This is a genomic window from Nonomuraea sp. CA-143628 (assembly GCF_050942315.1).
In the GTDB taxonomy this organism is placed as follows: domain Bacteria; phylum Actinomycetota; class Actinomycetes; order Streptosporangiales; family Streptosporangiaceae; genus Nonomuraea.
The window spans coordinates 5,896,785-5,918,495 of the sequence record NZ_CP192072.1 but is presented as its reverse complement, the minus strand read 5'-3'; the positions used below and the strand labels follow the sequence as shown (position 1 = coordinate 5,918,495).

At 67.8% G+C, this 21,711-nt stretch carries 20 protein-coding genes; 12 read left to right on the top strand and 8 right to left on the bottom strand.

What is annotated here, in order from left to right; translation table 11 throughout:
• Positions 1-18 precede the first annotated feature (18 nt).
• From ACQP2T_RS27035 to ACQP2T_RS27020, 4 genes are read left to right on the top strand one after another with little or no spacing between them, the layout of a single operon-like run.
• Entirely contained in the window at positions 19-738 is a 720-nt protein-coding gene (locus tag ACQP2T_RS27035; protein WP_433518839.1) for an HAD family hydrolase, read from the top strand.
• Between the two features lie 6 nt (positions 739-744).
• Positions 745-1,713, top strand: coding sequence for a phosphoribosylaminoimidazolesuccinocarboxamide synthase (locus tag ACQP2T_RS27030; protein WP_433518838.1), 969 nt, complete (start codon positions 745-747; stop codon positions 1,711-1,713).
• 49 nt (positions 1,714-1,762) lie between these two features.
• Positions 1,763-2,461, top strand: coding sequence for a 3'-5' exonuclease (locus tag ACQP2T_RS27025; protein ID WP_433518837.1), 699 nt, complete (start codon positions 1,763-1,765; stop codon positions 2,459-2,461).
• 56 nt (positions 2,462-2,517) lie between these two features.
• Complete coding sequence (locus ACQP2T_RS27020) at positions 2,518-3,159, top strand: mycothiol-dependent nitroreductase Rv2466c family protein (protein WP_433518836.1); 642 nt, start codon at positions 2,518-2,520, stop codon at positions 3,157-3,159.
• A gap of 85 nt (positions 3,160-3,244) precedes the next feature.
• Here the strand turns inward: ACQP2T_RS27020 and ACQP2T_RS27015 are convergent, their stop codons facing one another.
• Entirely contained in the window at positions 3,245-3,796 is a 552-nt protein-coding gene (locus ACQP2T_RS27015; protein ID WP_433518835.1) for an NUDIX hydrolase, read from the bottom strand.
• Positions 3,797-4,265: 469 nt separating this feature from the next.
• Here ACQP2T_RS27015 and ACQP2T_RS27010 point away from each other — a divergent pair, with 469 nt between their 5' ends.
• Positions 4,266-6,200 carry an ATP-binding cassette domain-containing protein gene (locus tag ACQP2T_RS27010; RefSeq protein WP_433518834.1) on the top strand — a complete coding sequence of 645 codons (1,935 nt, stop codon included), beginning with the start codon at positions 4,266-4,268 and terminating at the stop codon, positions 6,198-6,200.
• Between the two features lie 120 nt (positions 6,201-6,320).
• Here ACQP2T_RS27010 and ACQP2T_RS27005 read toward each other — a convergent pair whose 3' ends face one another.
• Positions 6,321-6,959: a transposase gene (locus ACQP2T_RS27005; RefSeq protein WP_433518833.1), complete on the bottom strand. Its 639-nt coding sequence runs from the start codon at positions 6,957-6,959 to the stop codon at positions 6,321-6,323.
• A gap of 123 nt (positions 6,960-7,082) precedes the next feature.
• On the opposite strand from ACQP2T_RS27005, the gene ACQP2T_RS27000 reads away from it, so the two are divergent.
• On the top strand, positions 7,083-8,618 hold the full coding sequence (locus ACQP2T_RS27000) for an ISL3 family transposase (protein ID WP_433519836.1): 1,536 nt from the start codon (positions 7,083-7,085) through the stop codon (positions 8,616-8,618).
• A gap of 236 nt (positions 8,619-8,854) precedes the next feature.
• Here ACQP2T_RS27000 and ACQP2T_RS26995 read toward each other — a convergent pair whose 3' ends face one another.
• Both ACQP2T_RS26995 and ACQP2T_RS26990 read right to left on the bottom strand, forming a co-directional pair.
• Positions 8,855-9,619 (bottom strand): maleylpyruvate isomerase family mycothiol-dependent enzyme, encoded by a 765-nt coding sequence (locus tag ACQP2T_RS26995; RefSeq protein WP_433518832.1) that lies wholly within the window; start codon positions 9,617-9,619, stop codon positions 8,855-8,857.
• 63 nt (positions 9,620-9,682) lie between these two features.
• Entirely contained in the window at positions 9,683-10,561 is an 879-nt protein-coding gene (locus ACQP2T_RS26990; protein ID WP_433518831.1) for a LuxR C-terminal-related transcriptional regulator, read from the bottom strand.
• Positions 10,562-10,838: 277 nt separating this feature from the next.
• On the opposite strand from ACQP2T_RS26990, the gene ACQP2T_RS26985 reads away from it, so the two are divergent.
• Genes ACQP2T_RS26985 through ACQP2T_RS26970 form a run of 4 tightly spaced genes read left to right on the top strand, consistent with a single transcriptional unit; the run spans position 10,839 to position 14,934 of the window.
• Positions 10,839-11,315 carry a hypothetical protein gene (locus ACQP2T_RS26985; RefSeq protein WP_433518830.1) on the top strand — a complete coding sequence of 159 codons (477 nt, stop codon included), beginning with the start codon at positions 10,839-10,841 and terminating at the stop codon, positions 11,313-11,315.
• A gap of 46 nt (positions 11,316-11,361) precedes the next feature.
• Complete coding sequence (locus tag ACQP2T_RS26980; protein ID WP_433518829.1) at positions 11,362-11,859, top strand: hypothetical protein; 498 nt, start codon at positions 11,362-11,364, stop codon at positions 11,857-11,859.
• Between the two features lie 37 nt (positions 11,860-11,896).
• The gene (locus ACQP2T_RS26975) at positions 11,897-14,521 is read left to right on the top strand and encodes a M48 family metalloprotease (RefSeq protein WP_433518828.1); all 2,625 of its coding nucleotides are present in this window, start codon (positions 11,897-11,899) and stop codon (positions 14,519-14,521) included.
• A 23-nt stretch (positions 14,522-14,544) separates the two neighbouring features.
• Entirely contained in the window at positions 14,545-14,934 is a 390-nt protein-coding gene (locus ACQP2T_RS26970) for a hypothetical protein (RefSeq protein ID WP_433518827.1), read from the top strand.
• Here ACQP2T_RS26970 and uidA read toward each other — a convergent pair.
• The 4 genes from uidA to ACQP2T_RS26950 form a co-directional block, all read right to left on the bottom strand.
• Positions 14,931-16,721, bottom strand: coding sequence for a beta-glucuronidase (uidA, locus tag ACQP2T_RS26965; protein WP_433518826.1), 1,791 nt, complete (start codon positions 16,719-16,721; stop codon positions 14,931-14,933). The two genes, ACQP2T_RS26970 and uidA, sit on opposite strands and share 4 nt — an antisense overlap.
• Positions 16,722-16,796: 75 nt before the next feature.
• Positions 16,797-17,666: a carbohydrate ABC transporter permease gene (locus tag ACQP2T_RS26960; RefSeq protein ID WP_433518825.1), complete on the bottom strand. Its 870-nt coding sequence runs from the start codon at positions 17,664-17,666 to the stop codon at positions 16,797-16,799.
• Position 17,667: 1 nt separating this feature from the next.
• Positions 17,668-18,546, bottom strand: a complete 879-nt coding sequence (locus ACQP2T_RS26955) for a carbohydrate ABC transporter permease (RefSeq protein ID WP_433518824.1) — start codon at positions 18,544-18,546, stop codon at positions 17,668-17,670.
• A gap of 62 nt (positions 18,547-18,608) precedes the next feature.
• The gene (locus tag ACQP2T_RS26950; protein ID WP_433518823.1) at positions 18,609-19,895 is read right to left on the bottom strand and encodes a sugar ABC transporter substrate-binding protein; all 1,287 of its coding nucleotides are present in this window, start codon (positions 19,893-19,895) and stop codon (positions 18,609-18,611) included.
• Between the two features lie 159 nt (positions 19,896-20,054).
• On the opposite strand from ACQP2T_RS26950, the gene ACQP2T_RS26945 reads away from it, so the two are divergent.
• Both ACQP2T_RS26945 and ACQP2T_RS26940 read left to right on the top strand, forming a co-directional pair.
• Complete coding sequence (locus ACQP2T_RS26945) at positions 20,055-20,675, top strand: TetR/AcrR family transcriptional regulator (protein WP_433518822.1); 621 nt, start codon at positions 20,055-20,057, stop codon at positions 20,673-20,675.
• Positions 20,676-20,860: 185 nt separating this feature from the next.
• Positions 20,861-21,640, top strand: coding sequence for a pectate lyase (locus ACQP2T_RS26940; protein WP_433518821.1), 780 nt, complete (start codon positions 20,861-20,863; stop codon positions 21,638-21,640).
• The last annotated feature ends 71 nt before the right edge of the window (positions 21,641-21,711 follow it).

Below are 21,711 nucleotides of genomic sequence, written 5' to 3'. Positions count from 1 at the left end.
TCTTCAGCGAGGAACTGCGTGCCCGCGATCCCCGACGGCATCGAGGCTGTGGTCCTCGACTTCGACGGAACCCTCGCCGACACGACGCCCAGCCACGAGCACGCGCTGCGATCGGCGCTGCAGCCACATGGCATCGACCTGGACCACGACTGGTATAGCCGACACGTCGGCCTGTCCATCCACGACCTGCTGGCCGCACTATCGGGCGGCCGGTCACTGCCCCACGACGAGATCATCCGAGCCAGTCGCACTCACCTGCTGGCCAAGCTCCACAGCATCACCCCCATCGCGTGCGTCGTCTCGCTCCTACGCGCCGCACGACGTGCTGGACTGCCCTGCGCCGTGGCGTCGGGCGCCAGCCGACTTCTCGTCCGTCCCGGGATCGACGTTCTGGGCCTGAGGTGGGAGTTCACAGCCGTCGTCGCGCGAGAAGACGTCATGCACGGCAAGCCGGCCCCCGACCTGTACCTCGCGGCTGCCCAACGCCTCGACGTCCCGCCGGAGTGCTGCCTCGCCGTCGACGACGCCCCCGACGGCGTCACGGCCGCCCGCGCAGCTGGCATGCGCGTGATCACGGTGGTCGACGGCCACCTGGCCCCTGCCGGTGAAGGCGTGGAGGAAGCAGAGCGCTTCGGCTCCGCCCCAGGGCGGGGGCCGCACCGCATGCTGCGGCGCCGGACACCACACCGGCACGATCCGCAGAGTCCACCCGATGACGGCGTGAGGCCGTCGGACTAGGGGAGCATGATGCCCGTCCTGAATTCGACCAAGAACCTGGAGATCCTCGAACCTCCCACGGCGACGAGAGAGGGCGTGGGGGTCTTCGAGTACACGGACCACTTCACGGTCTTCCACTACGGCCGGATGCCGGACCCGATTCCCGGGAAGGGCGAGGCGATCTGCCGGATGGCCGTATTCAATCTAACGATGCTGGAGGCGGCCGGTGTGCGAACCCACTTCCGGCGGTTCATCACCCCGAACCGGATCGAATTCGACCTCGCGCGCGTCCCAGGCCCGGGCACCGGGCCGCTCACTCCGGGCGCCAGGAACTACCTCGTTCCCGTGCAGGTCCTCTTCCGCAACGAGCTCCCACAGGGCAGCTCGGTTCACCGCCGCCTCGCCAGCGGTGAACTGACACCGGCTGAGGTCGGGTTCGACCGCATCCCCGCAGTCGGCGAGAAGCTGCAGCAGCCGCTGATCGAATACGCGTCCATGCTGGAAGACGTCAACCGGTTCATCAGCGCGCCTGAGGCGCAGCGCCTCGCCGGCCTGAGCGACGAACAGTTCCAGACGATGTGCAACACCGCTGTCAAGGTCAACGAGGTGCTGACCGGGCACGCCCGCGAGGTCGGGCTGAGCCACAGCGACGGCAAGGCGGAGTTCCTGCTGTCGAGCGATGCCCACGTGGTGCTGGCCGACAGCCCCGGCACGCCCGACGAGAGCCGCCTGCTGTGCGGCGGACTGCACTGCGGCAAGCAGGTCCTGCGGAACTGGTACGTGGACAACGGGTTCGAGGTGCCAGTCAGCAGGCTAATCGCCGAGAGCGTACCCAGGAGCCAGTGGCCGCGACCGGCACGACTCCCGCCCGCGTTCCTGCCGGTGATGTCGAACCTGTACCGGTCCCTGAGCGAGACCTGGACGGGTGAGCGCCTCTGGAACGCGCCGGACCTACAGACCGCCGTGCAGGACGTTGCCCGCCTCATCGGTCAATGACGGCACACGACGGCTGGCACTCAGGCATGCTCTCCTCGATGAGGCGGGCGTGGGCCAGCAACGCCACGAAACCTCTGCGAACGGTGGATTCATGGGTGTGACAAACGACCCCGCCTTCCTGGCGACAACGTTCGTGGTCATCGACTTCGAGGCGACGACCCCCAAGGGCTACCCGGCCCAGCCCATCGAGGTGGCCGCTCTCGCACTCCGCTATGAGCAAGGCGCGTGGACGACGGTCGGCACGAGTTCGTCTCTCATCCGGCCGCCCGCGTTCGCCCCGGTGACGCCAGCCGTTACGGCCCAGACCGGCCTGACCCCCGAGCAGGTGAGGCAGGCCCCAAGTCCGGCCGAAGCGCTGGGCGCACTGGATCGGCGGTTCGCGGCGGGCAAGCAGTACCTACTGGTGGCTCAACACGCCGCCACCGAAGCCAACATCATCTACAACCAGCGCGAGCACTGCACGGCGCTGGCCCGCATTGACCTTCTGGATACCATCCCGCTGGCCAAACACCTCGTCCCCGGCCTGCCGAATCACAAACTCGACACGCTGCTGGCGCACTTCGCCATCAAGCAGCCGGCGGATCGCCACAGGGCCTACGCCGACGTCGAGGTCACCGCGCAGGTGTTCGTCCGGCTCGTCAGCGCCGCGGACGAGGATGCTCAGCTCAGCGATCTCGCGGCTTTGGTGAAAATCGCGGGCCGCACGGCCAAGTGCAATATGCCCGCCCAAGGAGTGTTCGACATCTAACCTGCCGGCGGGAGAGGGCACATGCGAAACCGGCCTGAGAGAGGACGGCCCTCATCATGACGATCAAAGAAGAGCCGGACCGCGACGAGGTCCCGTTCTGGTTCGATCCGCTGTGCCCTTGGGCGTGGGTCACCTCGCGCTGGCTCCTGGAGGTCGAGCAGGTCCGGCCGGTGTGCGCCGATTGGCGGATCATGTCGCTGGCCTACCTGAACCTCGTCCAGCGCGAGGGCCAGGGGCTCAGCGAGGCCTACCGGGACCTGATGACGAAGGCATGGGGTTCGGTGCGGGTCTGCGCGGCAGCCGCTGAGCACGGTGGCCGTGGCGTCCTCGGACCGCTGTACACCGCTATCGGCATCCGGCTGCACAACCAAGGACGTCGCGATGATCCCACCGTTATCACCGAAGCTCTCACGGAGGCGGGCCTGCCCGACTCGCTGGCCGCAGCCGCCACAAGCACGGAGTTCGATCAGCTCATCAAGGACTCGCACGACGAGGCGTTCAACGAGGTCGGCCACGATGTCGGGACGCCTGTTCTCCGCATCGCCGGTACGGCCCTGTTCGGCCCCGTGCTCAGGCAGGCACCCCGCGGTGAAGCTGCCGGTCGGCTCTGGGACGGCCTGGTCATGGTCGCCGGGACGGACGGCTTCTTCGAGCTCAAGCGGAGCCGGGACCGAACCGTCAAACCGTCCTTTCAGTGAGTTGACACCGACGTCGGCTGCGGCTGCGACCGGTGCGCATTGTGATCCGGCGCCGCTGCCGATCGGAAGCGTTCGACGGGTCCCGTCAACCGATCCGGGCCGGTACCGCTCGTGCAATGCGGTCTCCGACAAGGCGCTCGGCCTCGGCAAGCGGGTACCAGGCGGCACCCGTCACCTCGGACTCCTGGATACGCCCCACGTCCGCATCTGTCACGAAGGCGAATCCGATGTCGAGGTGATAGTGCTCCGGCTCGTCCTTCGCTGGCCGGGCTGGAACCGCGCCGTACTCGATGTAGACGGGGGTCTGCGACGCTGGGACGACCTCTGCGGGGTCAATCCCGGTCTCCTCCGTCAACTCGCGCACTGCCGCATCGATCAGCGTGGTATCGGTCGGCTCCAGGTGGCCTCCGGGCTGCAACACGATCCCGTACGCGAGGTGCTCGACAAGCAGGACCTTGGCACCGCCGCGGACCAGCAGCGCACCGACAGTGACGTGCATGCGAAAGTTCCGCCGCGAGGCGAAATCCCCTCCTTGAGACAGCAGGTGCGCCGACTCAGACAGCAGCGCGGCCTCGTCCGGGTAGCGCTCAAGGTAGGCGGAAAGCGCGCTCGAGATGTCGGAGTCACTGATCGCCACGGGACACCCCCATACCAGCGCGAGAGCGAAGTTCTTCGTGACCGACTGCTCGGATGCGAGCGACGAGCACTGACACAGTCAGCTCCTCCTCTGGAGGCTCGACAAGACCGACACGCCAGACACCCAAGGACACATGAGCCCCATGCGTCATCGACGCGGGAAACCCTATCTCCACCAACCTCACCGGCACCGATGAAACTCCAAGTGCGTGAGGGATCTCAGGCCCCGCCATCCTGGCCTTCTTCTCCAGGCCCTCCCCTGATCATGCAAGGAAGGAGTCGATCACGGTGAGCGGCGGAATTGTCGGTGGCGCCTGAGACGGTTACACACAGAACTTGCTTAGCCACTCTTCGTGATGTCGATGGGAGGTGAGACAGCCAGTCGAGTGACGTCCAGGCCGTACGCGCCGAACCGCATAACACGTAACGGCCTTGCCCCGTTCGCCCCGGCACTGGAAGGAGCCGCTGACGTGCCCGACAAGGCAACCGTCGCTGATCCCACCGCCGAACAGCACCAGCACGGCGAAGAACAGCAGCACGACGAAGAGCTGACGTTCAACTTCAACGGCGGCGACACCGAATGGACCGATCACCTCACCTGGAGGCAACTCACCAGGCGCCTGCCGCAACTGGTCCGCCGTTCCTTCGCTCTGGCCTGGGCCGTGGACCGGCGCGCAGTGATCGTCCTGCTGGTCTGCCAGATCATCTCCGGCCTGGCCGAGGCGCTCGGCCTGCTTGCCACGACCGCGGCCCTCGGCGCGCTGATCCAGTCCGCCCATGACCCCACGCACCTGCGCGAGGCCCTGCCCTCGATCGTGGTCCTGGCCGGGGCCGCCGGTCTGCGCGCGCTCCTAGGCATCGCGGTAGGAGGCCTATCGAACCGGCTGGGCCCGCGCATCGGTCGCGAAGCCGAGTACCGCCTCCTAGAGGCGGCCACCAATGCCGAGATGGCCGCCTACGATCACCCGGGGTTCGATGACCGGTGTGACAAGGCCGACCGAGGAGTCAGCGTCAGCCAGGACATGATCGGCGAGTCGCAGAACCTGGTCGCCTCCCTGACCACCCTGATAGCCGCTACGGTGGTGATCGCCACACTGGCGCCGGTCCTGCTGCCGCTGCTTGCGCTGACCACCGTCCCGCAGGCGCTGGCGTCCCTCGCCGGTGAGCGGGTCGCCTACCTGGCGATACTGAAGACCTTCCAGGAGCGCCGGATGCTGAGCATGCTGCGCTGGCACCTGACCCACAAAGAGCAAGCCGATCAGATCCGTACGGACACCCTGGCCCCGCACCTGCTCGCCAAGTACAGGGCGTTTGGGGTGCGGGTGGACCGGGTCAACGATGACGCCGCCTGGAAACGCGCCAAGATCAACCTCATCGGGTCCTCCATCGGCGGCCTGGCCTCGGCCCTGATGTGGGCCGGGGTGATGCTGCTGCTCGGCACCGGGGCCATCACCGCCGCGGCGGCCGGCACGCTGGTCTTCGCGCTGCGCTCGGCCTCCTCAGGGCTGCACGGCATCGTCGGGTACGGCTCGGAGCTGATGCGCACCGGCCGATACATGGACGACTGGGAGGCATTCATACAGGAGACCGCCGGACAGCGCCTGGACAGAGGCACCATCGTGCCGGACCGCCCCAAGCAGGTCGCGCTGCACCAGGTCACCTACCGATATCCCGAGGCTGAAGCCGACACCCTGCGCGAGGTGGACTTCGAGGTGCGTCAAGGCGAGATCGTCGCCGTGGTGGGGGAGAACGGCTCCGGCAAGACCACGCTCATGAAGCTGCTGTCCGGGCTCAACCTGCCCACAGAGGGGGTAGTCACCTGGGACGGCGTCAGCACCCGCGACCTGGACCCGCACGCCCTGTGGAAGCAGTGCGCGGTCGTTCCGCAGGAGTTCGCCCGCTGGCCGATGACCGCCCGCGAGAACATCCACCTCGGCCAACCCCAGCCCGGCGGGGACGACGCCGTCCATCGCGCCGCGGCCGCCAGCGGCGCCGACGCGGTCATCAACGTGCTGCGCAGCGGCCTGGGCACACTGCTGGCCCGCGAATGGTGGGGCGGCCAGGCCCTGTCCTCCGGCCAATGGCAGCGCATCGCGGGAGCTCGGGCCATCCACCGAGACGCCGGTCTGCTGGTGATGGATGAGCCCACCTCCGACCTCGACGCCCGCGCCGAACATCTGGTGTTCACCGGGCTGCGCGAGCTTGCGCGTGACCGGGCGATCGTTCTGGTCACGCACAACCTCGCCAACACGGTCGTCGCGGACCGGATCGTGGTCATGGAAGGTGGGCGTGTGACTGCCGAGGGCACGTTTTCTCAGCTGACGACCCAAGCCGGTCTCTTCCGCGATCTTTGGCTCCTCCAGCAGGACCGCGGTAACGCTTCGCTGGAGGGGGAGACATCATGACCGGCCACCAGACGGTCCTCGGCCATGATGGACGGCCGTACCGCCGGACGGCCGCACCTGCCACCCTCTTCATGCCAGGTGGCGGCATGCGTACCTCTTTTAGAGCCTGCTGACGAAGGCTTAAGTGCTGGTGAGCATGGGGCCGTAGAGGGCCGGTCCGATCTTGTTGATGTAGCCCTGGTGAGACCATTGGGACAGTTGGACGCGGAAGCTGTTGACGTTCTCGATCCCGAGGATGGCGGCAAGTTCGCTTCCTTTCCAGGCCCGCCAGGGCTGAGCGGTCAGCAGTTGCAGGACCTTGCCGTGCCGGTCAGGGCTGGACAGGTGCGGGAGCGGTGGCGGGTCGCCCCAGCGGCTGCTGGGTGGCCGGCCCGCCAGTTCGCGTGTCAGGCGGCGGGTCATCTGGTGCACGGTGGCCCACCAGATGAGGGCTTCGTGGTGGTCGGGCCTGCGCTCATAGATGCGCACCAGGCGGCGGTAGCGCACCAGCCAGGCGAACGTCCGCTCCACCACCCACCTGCGGGGCAGCACGACGAAGCCGCGCAGGTCGTCGCTGCGCCGGACGATCGACACGGCCAGATCCAGGACCTGCCCGGCCCAGGTGACCAGCCGGCCGGCATAGCCGCCGCCAGCCCAGACCAGAGCGATGGTCGAGAACTTCTCCCACAACAGCGCCAGCACCGGATGCGCGCCGTCACGGTCTTGCACCAACGCGGCAGTGACCATCACACACAACAACAGCCCGAGCGTGTCGACCACGACATGCCGCTTCTGCCCCTTCAGTTTCTTGGCCTTATGCGGGGGGGGACCGGGCCTGTCCAGGTAACCGGCTCTGTCCCGTAATCGGTGGTGGCGCTGAGTGCTCACCTGCCAGGCTGGGCCGTGCTGAAGATCGACGATCTTGTGGGTGTGGTGTTTGCGGGGCTGTCTGCCCTGGTCATCGAGGATGTACAGGACGAGGAAGACCTCATCCGGGTGATGGCCCGTACTCGCGGCGAGTCGGTGCCGTGCCCGGTGTGCGGGGCGCCGACCGGTCGGGTGCACGGCTATGCCGGCCGGACGGTCACTGATGTCCCGGTCGATGGGCGGCGGGTGGTGGTGTCGCTGCAGGTACGGCGTCTGGTCTGCCCGGTGCGGGGATGCCCTCGGCAGACGTTCCGTGAGCAGGTGCCCGGGCTGCTTGAGCGCTACCAGCGTCGGACAAGCAGGCTCACCGGGCAACTGGGCGAGGTGGTCAAAGAGCTGGCCGGCCGGGCAGGGGCTCGGCTCTCGGCGGTCCTGGCCGTCGCGGTCTCGAGGTCCACGGCACTGCGACTGCTCATGCGGCTGCCGCTACCGTCACTGCGGACCCCGCGCGTGCTGGGCGTCGATGATTTCGCGCTCAAGCGCCGTCATCGTTATGCCACCGTCCTCATCGACGCCGAGACGGGCGAGCGGATCGATGTGCTGCCCGGCCGCGGTGTTGACGTCCTGGAGACGTGGCTGCGCTCCCACCCCGGGGTTGAGATCGTCTGCCGCGATGGGTCGGGCGCCTACGGCGAGGCGATTCGACGCGCCCTGCCGGACGCGGTGCAGGTCAGCGACCGATGGCATCTGTGGGCGAACCTGTGCGACAAGACCCTCGCAGAGGTTCGTTCCCACAGCGCCTGCTGGGCCACGGTCAACCCGGCCCGGCCCGCCGGCGTCCGCGAACAGACCACTCGCCAGCGTTGGCGGCAGATCCACGACCTGCTAGATAAGGGCGTCGGCCTCCTGGAGTGCGCCCGCCGCCTGAACCTGTCTCTCAACACCGTCAAACGCTACGCCCGCACCCGCGAGCCCGAGGCCTTGCGCCGCGCTCCGCGCTACCGACCCACTCTCGTCGATCCCTACCGCGATCACCTGCGTGAACGGCGCGCCAGCGACCCCGCCGTTCCGGTCCAGCAGTTGTTCCGTGAGATCAAAGAGCTCGGCTACACCGGCAGCCTCAACCTGCTCTACCGCTATATCACCCAAGGCCGAGCCGAAGGAGAACGGCCCGTCACCACCCCGCGCCGCCTGGCTCGTCTCCTGCTCACCCACCCCGACCGGCTGCGTGACAGCGACACCCAGCTGGTGCAGGAAGTCACCGCCGCCTGCCCTGAACTGACCGAACTCGCCCGCCATGTCCGCAGCTTCGCCGCACTCCTCACCCCAGCCGCAGACAACGACGCCACGCTCACCGCCTGGATCACCACCGTCCGAGCAGCTGATCTGCCCCACCTGCACGGCTTCGCCAACGGCCTCGAACTCGACCGCGGCGCGGTGAACGCCGCCCTCACCCTTCCGCACCACAACGGCCGCACCGAAGGCGTCAACACCCGCACGAAGAGGATCATGCGACAGATGCACGGCCGTGCCGGGTTCGACCTTCTGCGCCACCGAATCCTGCTGCAGTGAAGATCACTTAACGCCACCACCGATTACGGGACAGAGCCGAAAACCGTACAGTCCCGGTCGTGGGCGTTCGCCGGAGACGGTTTAGGTTCACCCTCACCGGGTGTGAGAAGCACCGACCCGGGGTCGTGTGAGATTGCCGGTCTCTCGGTTTACCCCACGGGTGTGGGGAGCGCGATCGGACGTTCGCACCCACCAGACCGCCCCCGGTTCACCCCCACGGCTGCAGGCGGGAGCTGTCAGAGGGCATAGTTGCGAAGGACGGCGAGCGCCTTGGCGCCGTACGGGCCCGTCGTCTTCAGCATCGAGTCGGCGGGCGCCAGGCGGTGGGCGCCGACACGGCAGAAGTCGGCGGCTGGGCCTGTGACGGTGGAGGCGGCGGCGGGGTCACCGAAGCGCCAGAGCTCGCCGTCGGGTGAGGTCAGCTCACAGTAGACGGGCCCGCCCTCGACGCCGGCGACGTCGAAGGCGTACGGCAGGGTGCGGTGGCCGAGCCAGGCGATATGGCGCAGGCGCGCGGTGTCGGGATAGGGGATGCCGAGGGGCGCGGTGATGTCGTAGGCATGGGCCCAGTGTTCGGCCAGCCGGGTGGTGGCCAGGGTCGCCGGGGACAACGGGATGGCCACCCAGGACAGCCGGGTGCCCTTGGGCTGGGCGCGTAGGGCGGCGGGGGTGGCGAAGGCGGCCCTGCGCCAGCGGGCCAGGAGATCGGCGGGGGCGATGTCCCGCTGAGCGGCCACCATGGCGTCCGCCGCCGCATCCACCCCTCTACCGGACTCCCGGCCGGGCTCGCCGTCGGTGGCGGGCTCGCGCCTGATCGTGACGTCCTCGCCCGCGAGCGAGGCGGCGGCGAGTTCCTCGGTCTGGGCCAGGTGGAGGACCACGTCGGACACGGTCCAGCCCTCGGCGGCCGACGGGTGCGACCACTCGGCGGGGGTGAGACCGGCGAGGACGACGTCCAACTGCTCGTACTCGGCCTTGAGGTCGTCGAATATGTCCGTCATAGGCAACAACACTACCGAACAATATTCTGCCATGGATGGAAAGACGCGGGGACGGCCGACGGGTCAGATCAGGCCAAGGTGGCGGGCGCGGTTGACGGCCAGCATTCGGTCGTGGCAGCCGAGCTTGCCGTAGACGTTCTCCAGGTGCTTGCGGACGGTGCGGACGCTGATCCGGCGCAGGCAGGCGATCTGCTGTGCGCTGAGCCCGCTCGCGACGAGAGTGATCATGTCCAGTTCGCGGCTGGTCAGGCCGGCGCGCAGCCGCGCCTCGTCGCGCTGGGCGCTGTCCCATTCCGGCGCGATTCCCGGCATTCCGGGTATTCCCAGTGCCCCCGGCGCTCCAGGCATTCCCGCTGCTCCAGGCATTCCCACTGCTCCAGGCGTTCCTGGCGCGCCCGGCATTTCCGGTGTTCCCCGCGTTCCTGGCGGTCCCGGTGTGTAGATCCGGTCGAGCAGTGTCAGAACCGGCTGGAGCGCCTGCGCCACCTCCACGTGGGTCTGGCTGAAGTCGCGGCCGGAGCGGTTGACGGCCCATCCGCGGCCGCCCGACGGCAGCCACGTACCGACGACGATGGCGAGCTGATGCCGGGCCTGCATCGGGACGAACAGCTCGCGGTAGACGCGGTGCGACCTCCATGCGCGTTCGGCGAGACAGTCGCTGATCCGCCTCGGGGAGACGTCTCCGGGGTGGTCGAGGTAGTGGCGGACGAGAGGGTGCTCGTCCATGACGGCGGCGAGCAGATCCACCGAGATCTCGGCGTCCGGCGGGTCGAACCAGAGCTCCACCGAGTGGGCGGGGAGGTCGAGATTGTTCCAGCCGGCGACGTCGCCGTCGAGGGCGGAGATGAGGCAGGCGGACGCGGCGGCCAAATAGGCCTCGCGGCCGGGCAGGTCGCCTAGTTGATAGCTCAGCTCCATGGGGTTCATCAATGAGCGGCCCATGTGCGCGTCCTCCCCCTCGGGCTACGTCAAAGAGCGTATTCCGCGGCACCGGATCCGGTCCGCAGAATATGGGGAAAGGGGAGGGTGAATCATGGCGCGGCAGACAATTCGGTCGCGGTTCAGCGGAAAATCAGGGGCGACGCCAGAAATACGCCTAAATGCTGAAATGGACCACTCTGAGGGGTTTCACGCGCGGGGCGTGGGGCGGTCCAGGCATGCCGACGGTGTAGAGCTCAGCGCAGGGCGGTCCGGGCGCGCCGACAGTGTACGACTCCGCGTGGGGCGGTCCAGATACCCCGACGGTGTACGGCTCGGCATGGCGCTCGTGTGCGCCGCCGTACTGGCGACGAGCGCCTGCGGGGGTCCCGGCGACGGAGGCGGCGGCTCGTACGTCCCCACGGTGCGGACGAACGTCCCCACACTGCGGACGAGCGTTCCCCATGACTCTGAGCAGGCGTTTCCCAGGTCGGCCGTACCCGCTGAGCTCCAGGGGACCTGGAGCGGCGGAACGTCCGGCGGCACCGCCTACGGCTCGGTCACCCTCGGCCCCGAGGGGGATCTGATCATCGCCAAAGGCCGGCTGCGATGGGCGGGCACGGTCGTCGTCGAGCGAACTCAGATGACCTTCTACATTCCCAACACCGCCCCTCGGCGGGAGTCATGGTCATGGCAGGGCTGTCAGGACCCGGCCGGTTTTGGCTATCCCTATCGAACCCTTGTCCTGAGCGGCTATAGCTACGTTCAGGATTGCTAACACCGGGGTCGAAAGATGAAACTTCTACGCGAAATCCGGAACGGAGATGAACGGCATCGGTGATTTCGATCTCGCGGACCGCGATCTGCTTCAGGAGATCGCCCGCGAAACGGTGAGACGCGCCGCTCCTGAGGAACTGCCGCTCTTCCCGATGGTGGCGACGGTCTACTTCGACAGGGGCGGCCGTCTCCCAGCCGGGCGGGCTGGGCGCGACGAGATGCTGGGGTTCGGGCTGGAGTCGGCGGTCATCCTGCTGACGCCCGTGGTACTCCCTGTCGTCTCGGCGATCCTGGACCAGCTGGCGCAGGACGTCGCCCGTGTGGTGACCGATCGCGGCAAGGACGGGCTGCGCCGGGCGATGCGCGCTCTGCTGCGCCGCACCGCCGAAACCGAGAACGACGCCCTGCCGCCGGTCGCGCCACTGACGCCGGAGCAGCTCGCCCGGGTGCGCATGACGGCGCTCGAAAAGGCCCGCCAGATGGACCTGCCGGAGGACAAGGCCGAACTGCTCGCCGACGCCGTCATCGGGAGTCTGGGCGCATGAACAGGCTCCCGCTCGGCCCGGCCGAAAGCCTCAGCGCATGAGCGAGCGACCGCTCGATCCCTTCGCCGTGCCCTCTCAGACGGCGCTGCGGTTCGTGCTGTTGATGGGCTCGATCGTCGGTACGAGCGTGTTCGCCTTCAACATCCTCTACTTCAGCCTGTCGCCGCAGGGCGCGAGCGAGGAGCGGGTCTACTCGCGCTGCTGGGAGGTCGCGCCCGGGGCCGAGGGCTCGGACATCGGGGCGGTCGCCGGCCGGCTCCTCGCGTGCGTGGCGCCGTACGAGCAGGCCAAGGCCGTCTGGGTGGCCGGCGGGCTCGCGCTGCTCTTCCTGGTGGCCGGGCTGATCTACTGGTACCTGCCCGCCTGGCGGATCCGCCGGCTCGGGCTGCGGCCGCTGCGGGCTGAGGACGCTCCGGACCACGTACGCGAACTGGACGGTCTCGTGGCCGTCGCGGGCCTCGCGCGGCCCCCCACGTACCTGTGGCGGCTGACCGGCTCCGTCGGCGGGGTCGCCTTCGGCCGTTACGGCCGCCGCTACCTGGGCCTGGACGCCGGCCTGGTCACGAAGCTGGTCACCGACAGGGCCGCCTTCCGCGCGATCGTCCTGCACGAACTCGCTCACCTGCGCAACGCCGACGTCGACAGGACGTACCTGACGGTGGCGTTCTGGCGGGCCTTCGTCATCGTCGCGCTGGTGCCGGTGACGGTGAGCCTGGCCGACGAGCCGGACGGGGCGTCGCTGGGGGTGGTCTGGCGGCTGTTGTTCCTGCTCGCCGTGGTCTACCTCACCCGGAACGCCGTCCTGCGATCGCGCGAGACGTACGCCGATGTGCGCGCCGCCATGTGGGAGGGCGGGGCGGGTGGCCTTGAGGCCGTCCTGAGCGGTCGGCAGCATGACGATCCCCCGAGCGGCGGTTCGAGGCACAAGCCGTTTTTGTGGGGTGGGCTGGTTCGGCGGCACTTCGAGCCGCAGGTCCGGCTGCGGCTGCTGCGGGACCCGGAGGCTGTTTTCGCGCCGGGCTTCTGGGAGTCCTTCGGCGCCGGGCTCGCGACGACCATCGTGTACGGCAATCTCGCCACCCTGCTCTGGCTGGCGGCACCCCGGCTCGACGCGCTGGTCAACCGGTGGCTGTCGGCGCTGCTGTTCGCGCCGCTCGCGATGGGCGTGGTGGCCGTCGCCGTCTGGCGCTGGTCGGCGTACCGGGCGGTCAGGGGGCGTGCGCGTTCCCGGCTGGCGTACGTGGGGCTCGGGCTGGGGCTCGGCTTGGTGCTGGGGCAGCCCCTGTCGGCGGCGAGCGCCATCACCGGATCTTGGAGTGGGACGGGCGACGTCACCCCCCTGCTCTGGCTGGTCTCGGCGGCGGTCACTGTCGCGTGCGCCTGCCTCATCGTGCGGTGGATCGCCACCACGGCGGCCGCGTGGCTGCCCGTCATCGGCAGGGCGCCGATCGGTGTCGCCGTGGTGCCGATCGTCGTGGCGGCCAGTTGCCTGTTCGCGTGCTGGTTCGGCGTCCAGCTCCTGACGCTCGAGGTGCCGGATCTCTCCCAGCTGCCGGCGGGCGACTATCTCCAGGCGAGCGGGCTGAACGGCACCGCCACGGTGGATCGGGCCGGGCCTTGGTGGCTGTGGCTGGCGCTGAACCATCCGCTCAGCCAGTACTTCTCTCGGCAGGTGGTGATCGCGGCCGCGCTGGTCGGGGTCTGGGCTGTCCCGCTGGCCGCGTGGCTGGTCAGGCCGCCTGCCCACGGGTGCCCAAGCTGGCTGACTCGCCTGACACGCCCGCCGCTGGTGCTCACCCGGCCGGCCGCCGCCGTCCGGCTGGCGGTGCTGACGGGCGTGGGGGCGGCGGTGGCGTACGCGGCGTCGCTGCTCGCCATCCGTTTCCTGGCTCACCAGGCGTACACACCGGCGCAGCGCGCCCTGCCCGGCTTCGCGTTGCTGTTCAACCATTGGCAGGTGTCGCTCGCCATACTCCTACAGGCGGTGGCGGCCACCATCGTGGCCTGCGTGATCACTCTCAGGCGGCAGCGCTTCGCCGTCGTCCTGGGCATGATGGCGGCGTTCCTCACGGGCGCCATCGGTGCGCTCGTCATGCCATCGGCCGGCGTACTCGGCGGCTGCCTGGACGCCTTCAGCCTCAGACCCGGTCCCTGCGCGTGGGACGTGTCACTGTCCGCGGTACGCCTCCCGCTCGGACAGGTGACGGTCGTCGGCTCCCTCGCGGCCCTGGTCGCCGCCCTGGTCGTCCATTGGTTGGCCAGATCCACGTCCGTCTGGTCGGCCAGAGCCACTTCCGTCGTATCCAGGCGCCCCTCCCCCGCCGCTCCCGCCACGGGCATCGCACCCATCGTGCCCATGGCCATCGCCGTCGCCGCGCTGACCGTGCTGTGGATCCCAGAAACCGTACGGATTCCTCCCGAACCACCGCCCGCCACCCTCGGCCTCGATCCGGCGGCCCTGGAAGCCTGCGACCTCCTCCACCGTCTGCCGAGCCAGGAAGACTTGCGGGCCACTCTTCTCGCGCTCCTGGACGCGGCCGACCGCTCGACCCACCCGGTGATGACGGACGAGGCACTGGCGATGCGTCATGCGATCACCGACGGCGACCCCCAGGCGTACGCCTTCCACCTGCGCCGCCTCACGGCCCTCTGCCCACCCTGACGGACTCTGTGATCTTGGCTATCTTGACCGCGGTGATCGTATTCCGAGGTCGGCGTCCGGGTACGCCGGAGCCTGCCACCAACATGGCGCTTCGCGACGTCGGCACACTTCGGAGGCTCAGCATGCCTGGCGACTTCATTCAAGAGGTACGTATCTACAAGTGCGGCACCACCTCGGACGGAGGTGCGATCATGTGCTCGGAAATAGGATGGGCCAAGGTTCCCTTCATGGTCATGTCCGCGGATTCGGACAACGGGTCGAACCTGGGGTGGCAGGAGGTCGGCCACACCGATATTCACATTCCGCTGAAGAAACTCGTCTCGGTGATGAAACAGCACGGCATAGATGTGCGCTACGACGAAGAGGAATTGGCACGCCGAATCGGCCCGGCACCCGAGGCCGTCGACTATTAGGGCGCGTCTTTGCGCCAGCGGGCGCGCAGGTGGAAGGCGGCCGTCTTGGGGCGGCGGTCGCGCGTGAAAACGCCCTTCTTGTTGCCGTCGACGCGGAAGACGCCCGGCGTGGTGGCGAAGTCGGCGAAGTTCCACACCTGTTCGCCCACCACCGCGTCGACCCGGTCGAAGACCCGGTGATAGACGTCGAGCAGCTCCGCCTGATACTCCTCGGTCCACGGGTTGGGCACGATGCTGCGCAGGCCGGGGTAGGTGTCAGCGCCATACTCGGAGATGACGATGGGCTTGTCATGCAGCGCCGCCCACTGCCGCAGTTCGGTCTCCAGCGCGGTCTCGGCCGCTTCCAGATCGCCGGGACCGAAATACCAGCCGTAGTAACGGTTGAGCAGAACGACGTCGAACAGGTCGGTGACCACGCACTGGTCCGGCGGCGCGAGCAGCGCGTTGGCGTAGGCCACGGGCCGGGTTGGGTCGAGGCGACGGGATTCCGCGGCGAGTGGGGCGAAGTAGTCGCGCGCCTCGGGTTGGACGTTGTCGGGTTCGTTGGCCACGGACCACAACACGACGCTGGGACGGTTCTTGTCGCGCGCCACCAGCTCCTGGATCGCCCGCAGGTGGGCACGCTGGGTCTCGTCACTGACCGTGTCCGGGGAGAAGGTGGGCACCCGCTTGCCGGAGCTGAAGACGCCTCCGCCGATGTTGCGGTTGAGTCCGACGGCCGCCGTCTCGCTGATGACGACGACGCCGTGCCGGTCGGCGTAGTCGAGAACCTCCTCCGCGTACGGGTAGTGCGTGGTGCGGAAGGAGTTCGCGCCGATCCACTCCATCAGCGCGAAGTCATGCACCATCAGCACGTCGTCGTGCCCCTTGCCGCGCACCGCCGCGTCCTCGTGCTTGCCGAATCCCTTGAAGTAGAAGGGGGTTCCGTTGATCAGGAACCGCTTCCCGCGCACCTCCACCGTGCGCACGCCCACCGGCTGGCGGTAGCTGTCGGTGACCTCCCCTGATGCGCTGAGCAGAGTGGCCTCGAGCTCGTACAGGTAGCCGTCGCCGGGTGCCCAGGGATGTACGTCGGGCACGCGCAGGGTGCCGGCCGCACCCGTGGCGGCGGCCACCTCGGTACCTGAGGCGTCGCGCAGCGAGACGCGGACCGAGTCCGTCTCCCCGGTGCTGTCCGCCCGGTAGCCGATGACGCCGGTGGTGTCGTCGAAGGCCGTGGTGACGGTGATGTCGCTGATGTGCTCCGGGGGCGTGGTGTAGAGCCAGACCGGCCGGTGCAGGCCCGCGTAATTGAAGAAGTCGTGGAAGTATCGCTGCACCCGGCGGCCGTTGGGACGTTCCTCGATGGTGCCCGGCGGGATCGTCGCCCAGCTCAGTTCGTTGTTGATCACGACGGTGACGCGGTTCTCGGCTCCCGGTCGCAGGTGTGCGGTCACATCCGCTTCGAACGGGGTGTAGCCGCCTTCGTGGGTGACGACCTCGGTGTCATTGACCCAGGCGGTCGCGCGGTGGGTGGCGGCGTCGAACCGCAGGACTATGCGCTGTCCTGTCCACTGGACCGGTATCCATACGTTCGTCTGGTACCAGGCGTCGCCGACGTGGTCCCGGACTGTCACGTCGGGATAGATGTCGTTGTAGCTGGCCGGTACCGGGATGTCCACGGCTTCCGCGAGGGGCGAGCGCCACCAGCCTTCGGCGCGGCCCGCTCCCTCTGCGTCCAGCCGGAACCTCCACAAGCCGGCCAGGGAGCGGCGTTCGCGGGTGGGGCCGTCCTGCGGGCGAAGCATGGTCGGTGCTCCTTTTCTCCGCGCGGTGATTCACGCGGTGGTTATTTGATGCCGGTGGTTATTTGATGCCGGTGGTTATTTGATGCCGGTGTTGGCGATGCCCTGAACGAACTGTCGTTGGAGGAACAGAAAGAGCACCAGGATCGGAGTGACGACGGTGACCGCGCCGGCGAGCAGCAGACCGTAGTTGGTGCCGTTGGCGCCCACCGAGAACAGGGCGAGCGCTACGGGCAGCGTGTAATGATCCTCGGTCTGCGCGATCACCAGTGGCCATAGGAAGTTGTTCCACTGGGCGAGGAAGGTCAGGATCGCCAGTGTCGCCAGAGGCGGACGACAGAGCGGGACGATCACCCGGAGAAAGATGCGGGTTTCCCCGGCACCGTCGAGCCGGGCCGCTTCGACCAGCGAATCTGGAATGTCCTGGATGAACTGGCGCATGAGAAAAACACCGAGCGGTGTCACCAGGAAGGGCAGAATCAATCCCAGGTAGGAATTACTCAGTCCCATGTTGCTGACAAGGACGAAGAGCGGCACGAAAGTCGTGGTTCCGGGGATGATCAGCATCGTGAGGACGAGGCCGAACAGCAGCCGCTTTCCGGCGAACTCCATCTTCGCGAAGGCGTACCCCGCCATGGAGCAGAAGAGCAGATTGCCCATGACACACACCGCGGCGACCAGCGCGCTGTTGAAGAAGTACCGGCCGAAACTCTGCTTCGACAGCAGCAGTGTGAAGTTGTCCAGCGTCGGAGAACGGGGAAGCCAGGAGCTCGGATAGGCGACGATCTCCCCGGTCGGTTTGACCGATCCCAGAAACATCCACGCGAACGGTGCCAGCGTCGCGATCAGGCCGATGACGAGGGCGCCGTAGAGCAGGATGCGGGCAGGTCGGATGCGTACGCCGATGCCGGAGGCGGCCGCACCGGTGCTCGCGCTCGCAGTGGTCATATCACGCCTTCGCTCGGAAGATACGGAACTGCAGGAGGCTGAGCAGCGCGATCGCGGCCACCAGCACGTACGAGGCGGCGGCGGCCGTGCCGTAGTTGCCGAAGCCGAATTGCTCGAAGGCGTAGTAACTGATCGAGGTGGTGCTGTCCAGCGGGCCACCACTCGTCATCACGAACGGCTCCTCGAAGAACTGCAGGTAACCGATGCTCAGCAACACCGCGACCACCAGCGTGACCGGTCTGAGCAGCGGCAGCGTGACACTGCGGAAAGTTCGCCAGCGAGTGGCGCCGTCAATGTGGGCCGCCTCCCGCAGTTCCTCGGGAATGGACTGCAGCCCGGCCAGGAAGATCACCATGGGGATGCCGAAGTGGCGCCAGACCGCCATGAGGATGAGCGCGGGCATGGCCCAGTTCGGGTCGTTCAACCAGTCCGGGCCGTGGATTCCCACGACGGCGAGGGCGGAGTTGATCATTCCGTCCTCCTGGTAGAGGTATCTCCACACCACCGCCACCGCCACGATGCTGGTCACCACAGGCGCGAAATACGCGACTCTGAAGAGTCCCTTCGCCCGCCGGATCCCGTAATTGAGCGCGACGGCGAGACCCAAGGCGATGACCATCGTCAGCGGGATTCCCGCGACGACGAAGTAGACCGTGTTGAGGGCCGCCCGGAGAAAGGTCGGATCCCCGAAGAGGCTGGTGTAGTTCTCGATGCCCACGAAGTTGACGCTGAAGGGCGCCCGTACGTCCCGGTTCGTGATGTCCGTGACACTCATCGACAACGAGGAGAGCACCGGCCATACGCCGAAGGTGGCGAAGAGTGCGATGAAGGGCGCGCAGAAGGCCCACGCGACCAGGGTGCGCCGGGAATGTCCAGACATAGCCTGCGGTGGCTTGGCAGCCCGGCCTGACGAGGAGGGCATGGTGGCAAGAGAGGCCATCGCTACGCCCCGGTTCCGATCGCCGACGCCTTCTTCTGGATCTCCCGCAAGGCCGCCTGCGGCGAGGAGACGCCCTTGGCCACCTTTTCGAACTCGGCGTCCAGCACCGCGGTGACCTGTCGCCACGTCGTGGTGGTCGGTCCGGGCTGTGCCGTCTTCAGCTGCGTACGGAACACGGCCAACGTCGCATCGGTCGCGAGCTTGCCCTCGTTCCAGGCCGACTCGACGGCGGGCAGGTCTCCGGACAGGTCGTACCAGGTCTTCTGGGCGTCAGGACCGGCCATCCACCGGATGAACTTCCAGGCGCCCTCCCGGTTCTTGGCGTCCTTGAACACCGCCCACTGTCCGCCGCCGATGTAGCCGGCGTTGGACTTCGGCCCGGAGGGGAGCGGGGTGATGCCGACCTTGTCGTCGACGAAGGACGCGCCTCCGGCGGATTTCAGCAGGCTCCCTTCCCAGGGGCCGGCGATGAGCGCGGCAGTGGACCCGGCGACGAACTGCGGCTCGATCTCGCCCAGGCTCACCGGGCCGTTCGGGCTGGTGATCTTCGAGGTGATGAACGACCGGTAGAACTCCAGCCCCTTGAGCGCCTCCGGCGTGTCGAAGGCGAACTTGGTGCCGTCCTCGCTCATGATCTGCGCTCCGGCCTGCCACATGAACGGCACGACGCCCTGCCAGGTCGCCGTGGCGCCGGTGGGCAGGGACAGCCCCCACTTGGCGCCTTGCTTCTGAAGGGCCTGGAGGAACGGGCCGTACTCCTCCCAGGTCTTGGGCGCGGAGACCCCGGCGGCCTTGGCCATGTCCTTGCGGTAGAACAAGGAGCGCGTTTCCACGTACCAGGGGACGCCGTACTCGGCGCCCTCGAAGAGGGTGCTCTGGACGGCGCCGCGGTAGAAGGAGTCGTAGTCGACGAGCTTGGACGGGACCTTTTCCAGCCCGCCCGTGGACGCGAACGCCGCGAGGTCCACCGCCCCCACCATGGTGGCGTCCGGAGTGTCTCCTGAGGCGATGGCGGTCTGCACCTTCTTGGCGTAGTCCTGCCAGGGAACCGCTGTCACCTGCACTTTCGCGCCGGGGCTGGCCTTGCTGAACTCGGCGGCGAGCTTGGGCAGGAGTTCGCCCTCCGTTCCCATCGCCCATACGGTGATGGCGCCGTCGGCAGGTTTGGCGTCAATCGGGGCGGCCGCCGCGGACTGCGCCGGGCCGGGGTCGGACCGGCCACAGCCGGTCAGGAACAGTGCGACGGCCAGGCCGCCGACGAGTGACTTCACCATGGTTGAGCTGCGCATTTGTGGTCCCGGTCCTCTCCACCCGAGGGAAGCTCCACCGCTTCCTCCGCAAGTCGTGGTGTGGGTGAGCGAGACGTTATCCCAAAAACCGAACAGTTGCCATAATTTCGTTGGGCGAATTCCCCCTGCGACGGGCGCGGGGCCCATAGGGTTGATCGCATGACCGAAGAGACGGCGAGCCGACCCGGCACGCGGCGGGGGCCCTATGCCAAGAGCGCGCGCCGCCAGGCCGAGATCGTCGCCTCCGCGACGTCCGTCTTCTCGGCCCGCGGCTACCGGGGCGGGTCGCTGCGGGAGATCGCGAAGCAGCTGGACCTCAGCCTGACCAGCGTCGTCCACCACTTCCCCAGCAAGAGCGCACTGCTCGTGGCCGTACTCGAGAACGCCGATTCCGCGCACACCGACTCCTTCACCGCGGACTGCCGGGAGCAGGGTGTGGCGTACGCCGTGCTGCAGTACGTTCACCGCAACCTCGAACGCCCCGAGATGCTGAGGCTGCTCGCCCTCATGGCCGCGGAGTCGTCGGCCGCGGACCATCCGGCGCATGAGTGGTTTCGCGACAGGTACGACAGATTGATCGAGACGCTGGCGGCCGCCATCCGCCGAGACCAGGACGCGGGCCGCGTTTCCAACAGCCGGGCCCCCGAGGGCATCGCCGAGTCCCTGGTGGCCCTGTGGGACGGGCTTCAACTCCAGTGGCTCATCAACCCGCGGCGGGATCTGGTCGCGGCGATGAGGTCCTCGTTGGCGGACCTCCTGGAACCACAGCGACAGAACTGAAAGTTTCACCCCCAGCAAACAGTCTTGTCATGCCCTGGCCAGCCACGACGCCTTCTCACCGGATGCCGGAGATCACGTCTCCATTGACGACTGGAAAGCGCTTTCCTACATTGATGGTCATTCACTCACCTGTCTTTCGTTCACATACGTGTACGACAGGCGAAGGCATCAGCAGGGAGGCAACCGTGAGAAAGACAATCCGGGCCCGGATAGTGGCGATAGCGGCCGCCGCGCTGGCCTTGGCCGGCGGCATCGCCAGCGGGCCGCCGGCATCCGCCGCGGCCTGGCCGACGCCGAGCGGCCAGCAGGCCGTCGGTGCGACGATCAACGTGTCCGGCACGGTCGACGGCAAGATGATCCGCTACTACGGCACCGGGGACCTGGGCAGCGGCGGGCAGGACGAGGGCCAGGACCCGATCTTCAAACTCGCCAACGGCGCGGTGCTGAAGAACGTCATCCTCGGCTCCCCCGCGGCCGACGGCATTCACTGCACGGGCACCTGCACCCTCCAGAACGTCTGGTGGGAGGACGTCGGCGAGGACGCCGCCACCTTCAAGGGCACCTCGTCGTCCCAGACGATGACGATCGACGGCGGCGGCGCCAAGGCGGCCAGCGACAAGGTCTTCCAGCACAACGGCCCCGGCACCATGTACATCAGGAACTTCCAGGTGACGAACTTCGGCAAGCTCTACCGCTCCTGCGGAAACTGCTCCAAGCAGTACGCGCGCCACGTCGTCATCTCCAACGTCACCGCCACGTACTCGGGCAAGACGCTGGCCGGCATCAACACCAACTACGGCGACACCGCCAGGTTCTCCGGCATCACGATCGTCGGCGACTCCGGCAAGAAGATCGTGATCTGCGAGAAGTACAAGGGCGTGACCAGCGGCGAACCCACCAAGATCGGCAGCGGCGCCGACGGCGTCAACTGCCTCTACTCCAGCTCGGACATCACCTACAGGTAAGCAATAAGGAGCCTGAGCGCGGTTCCCCGTCGAGACGGGAGACCGCGCTCAGCACCAGCCCAATCCCCTGC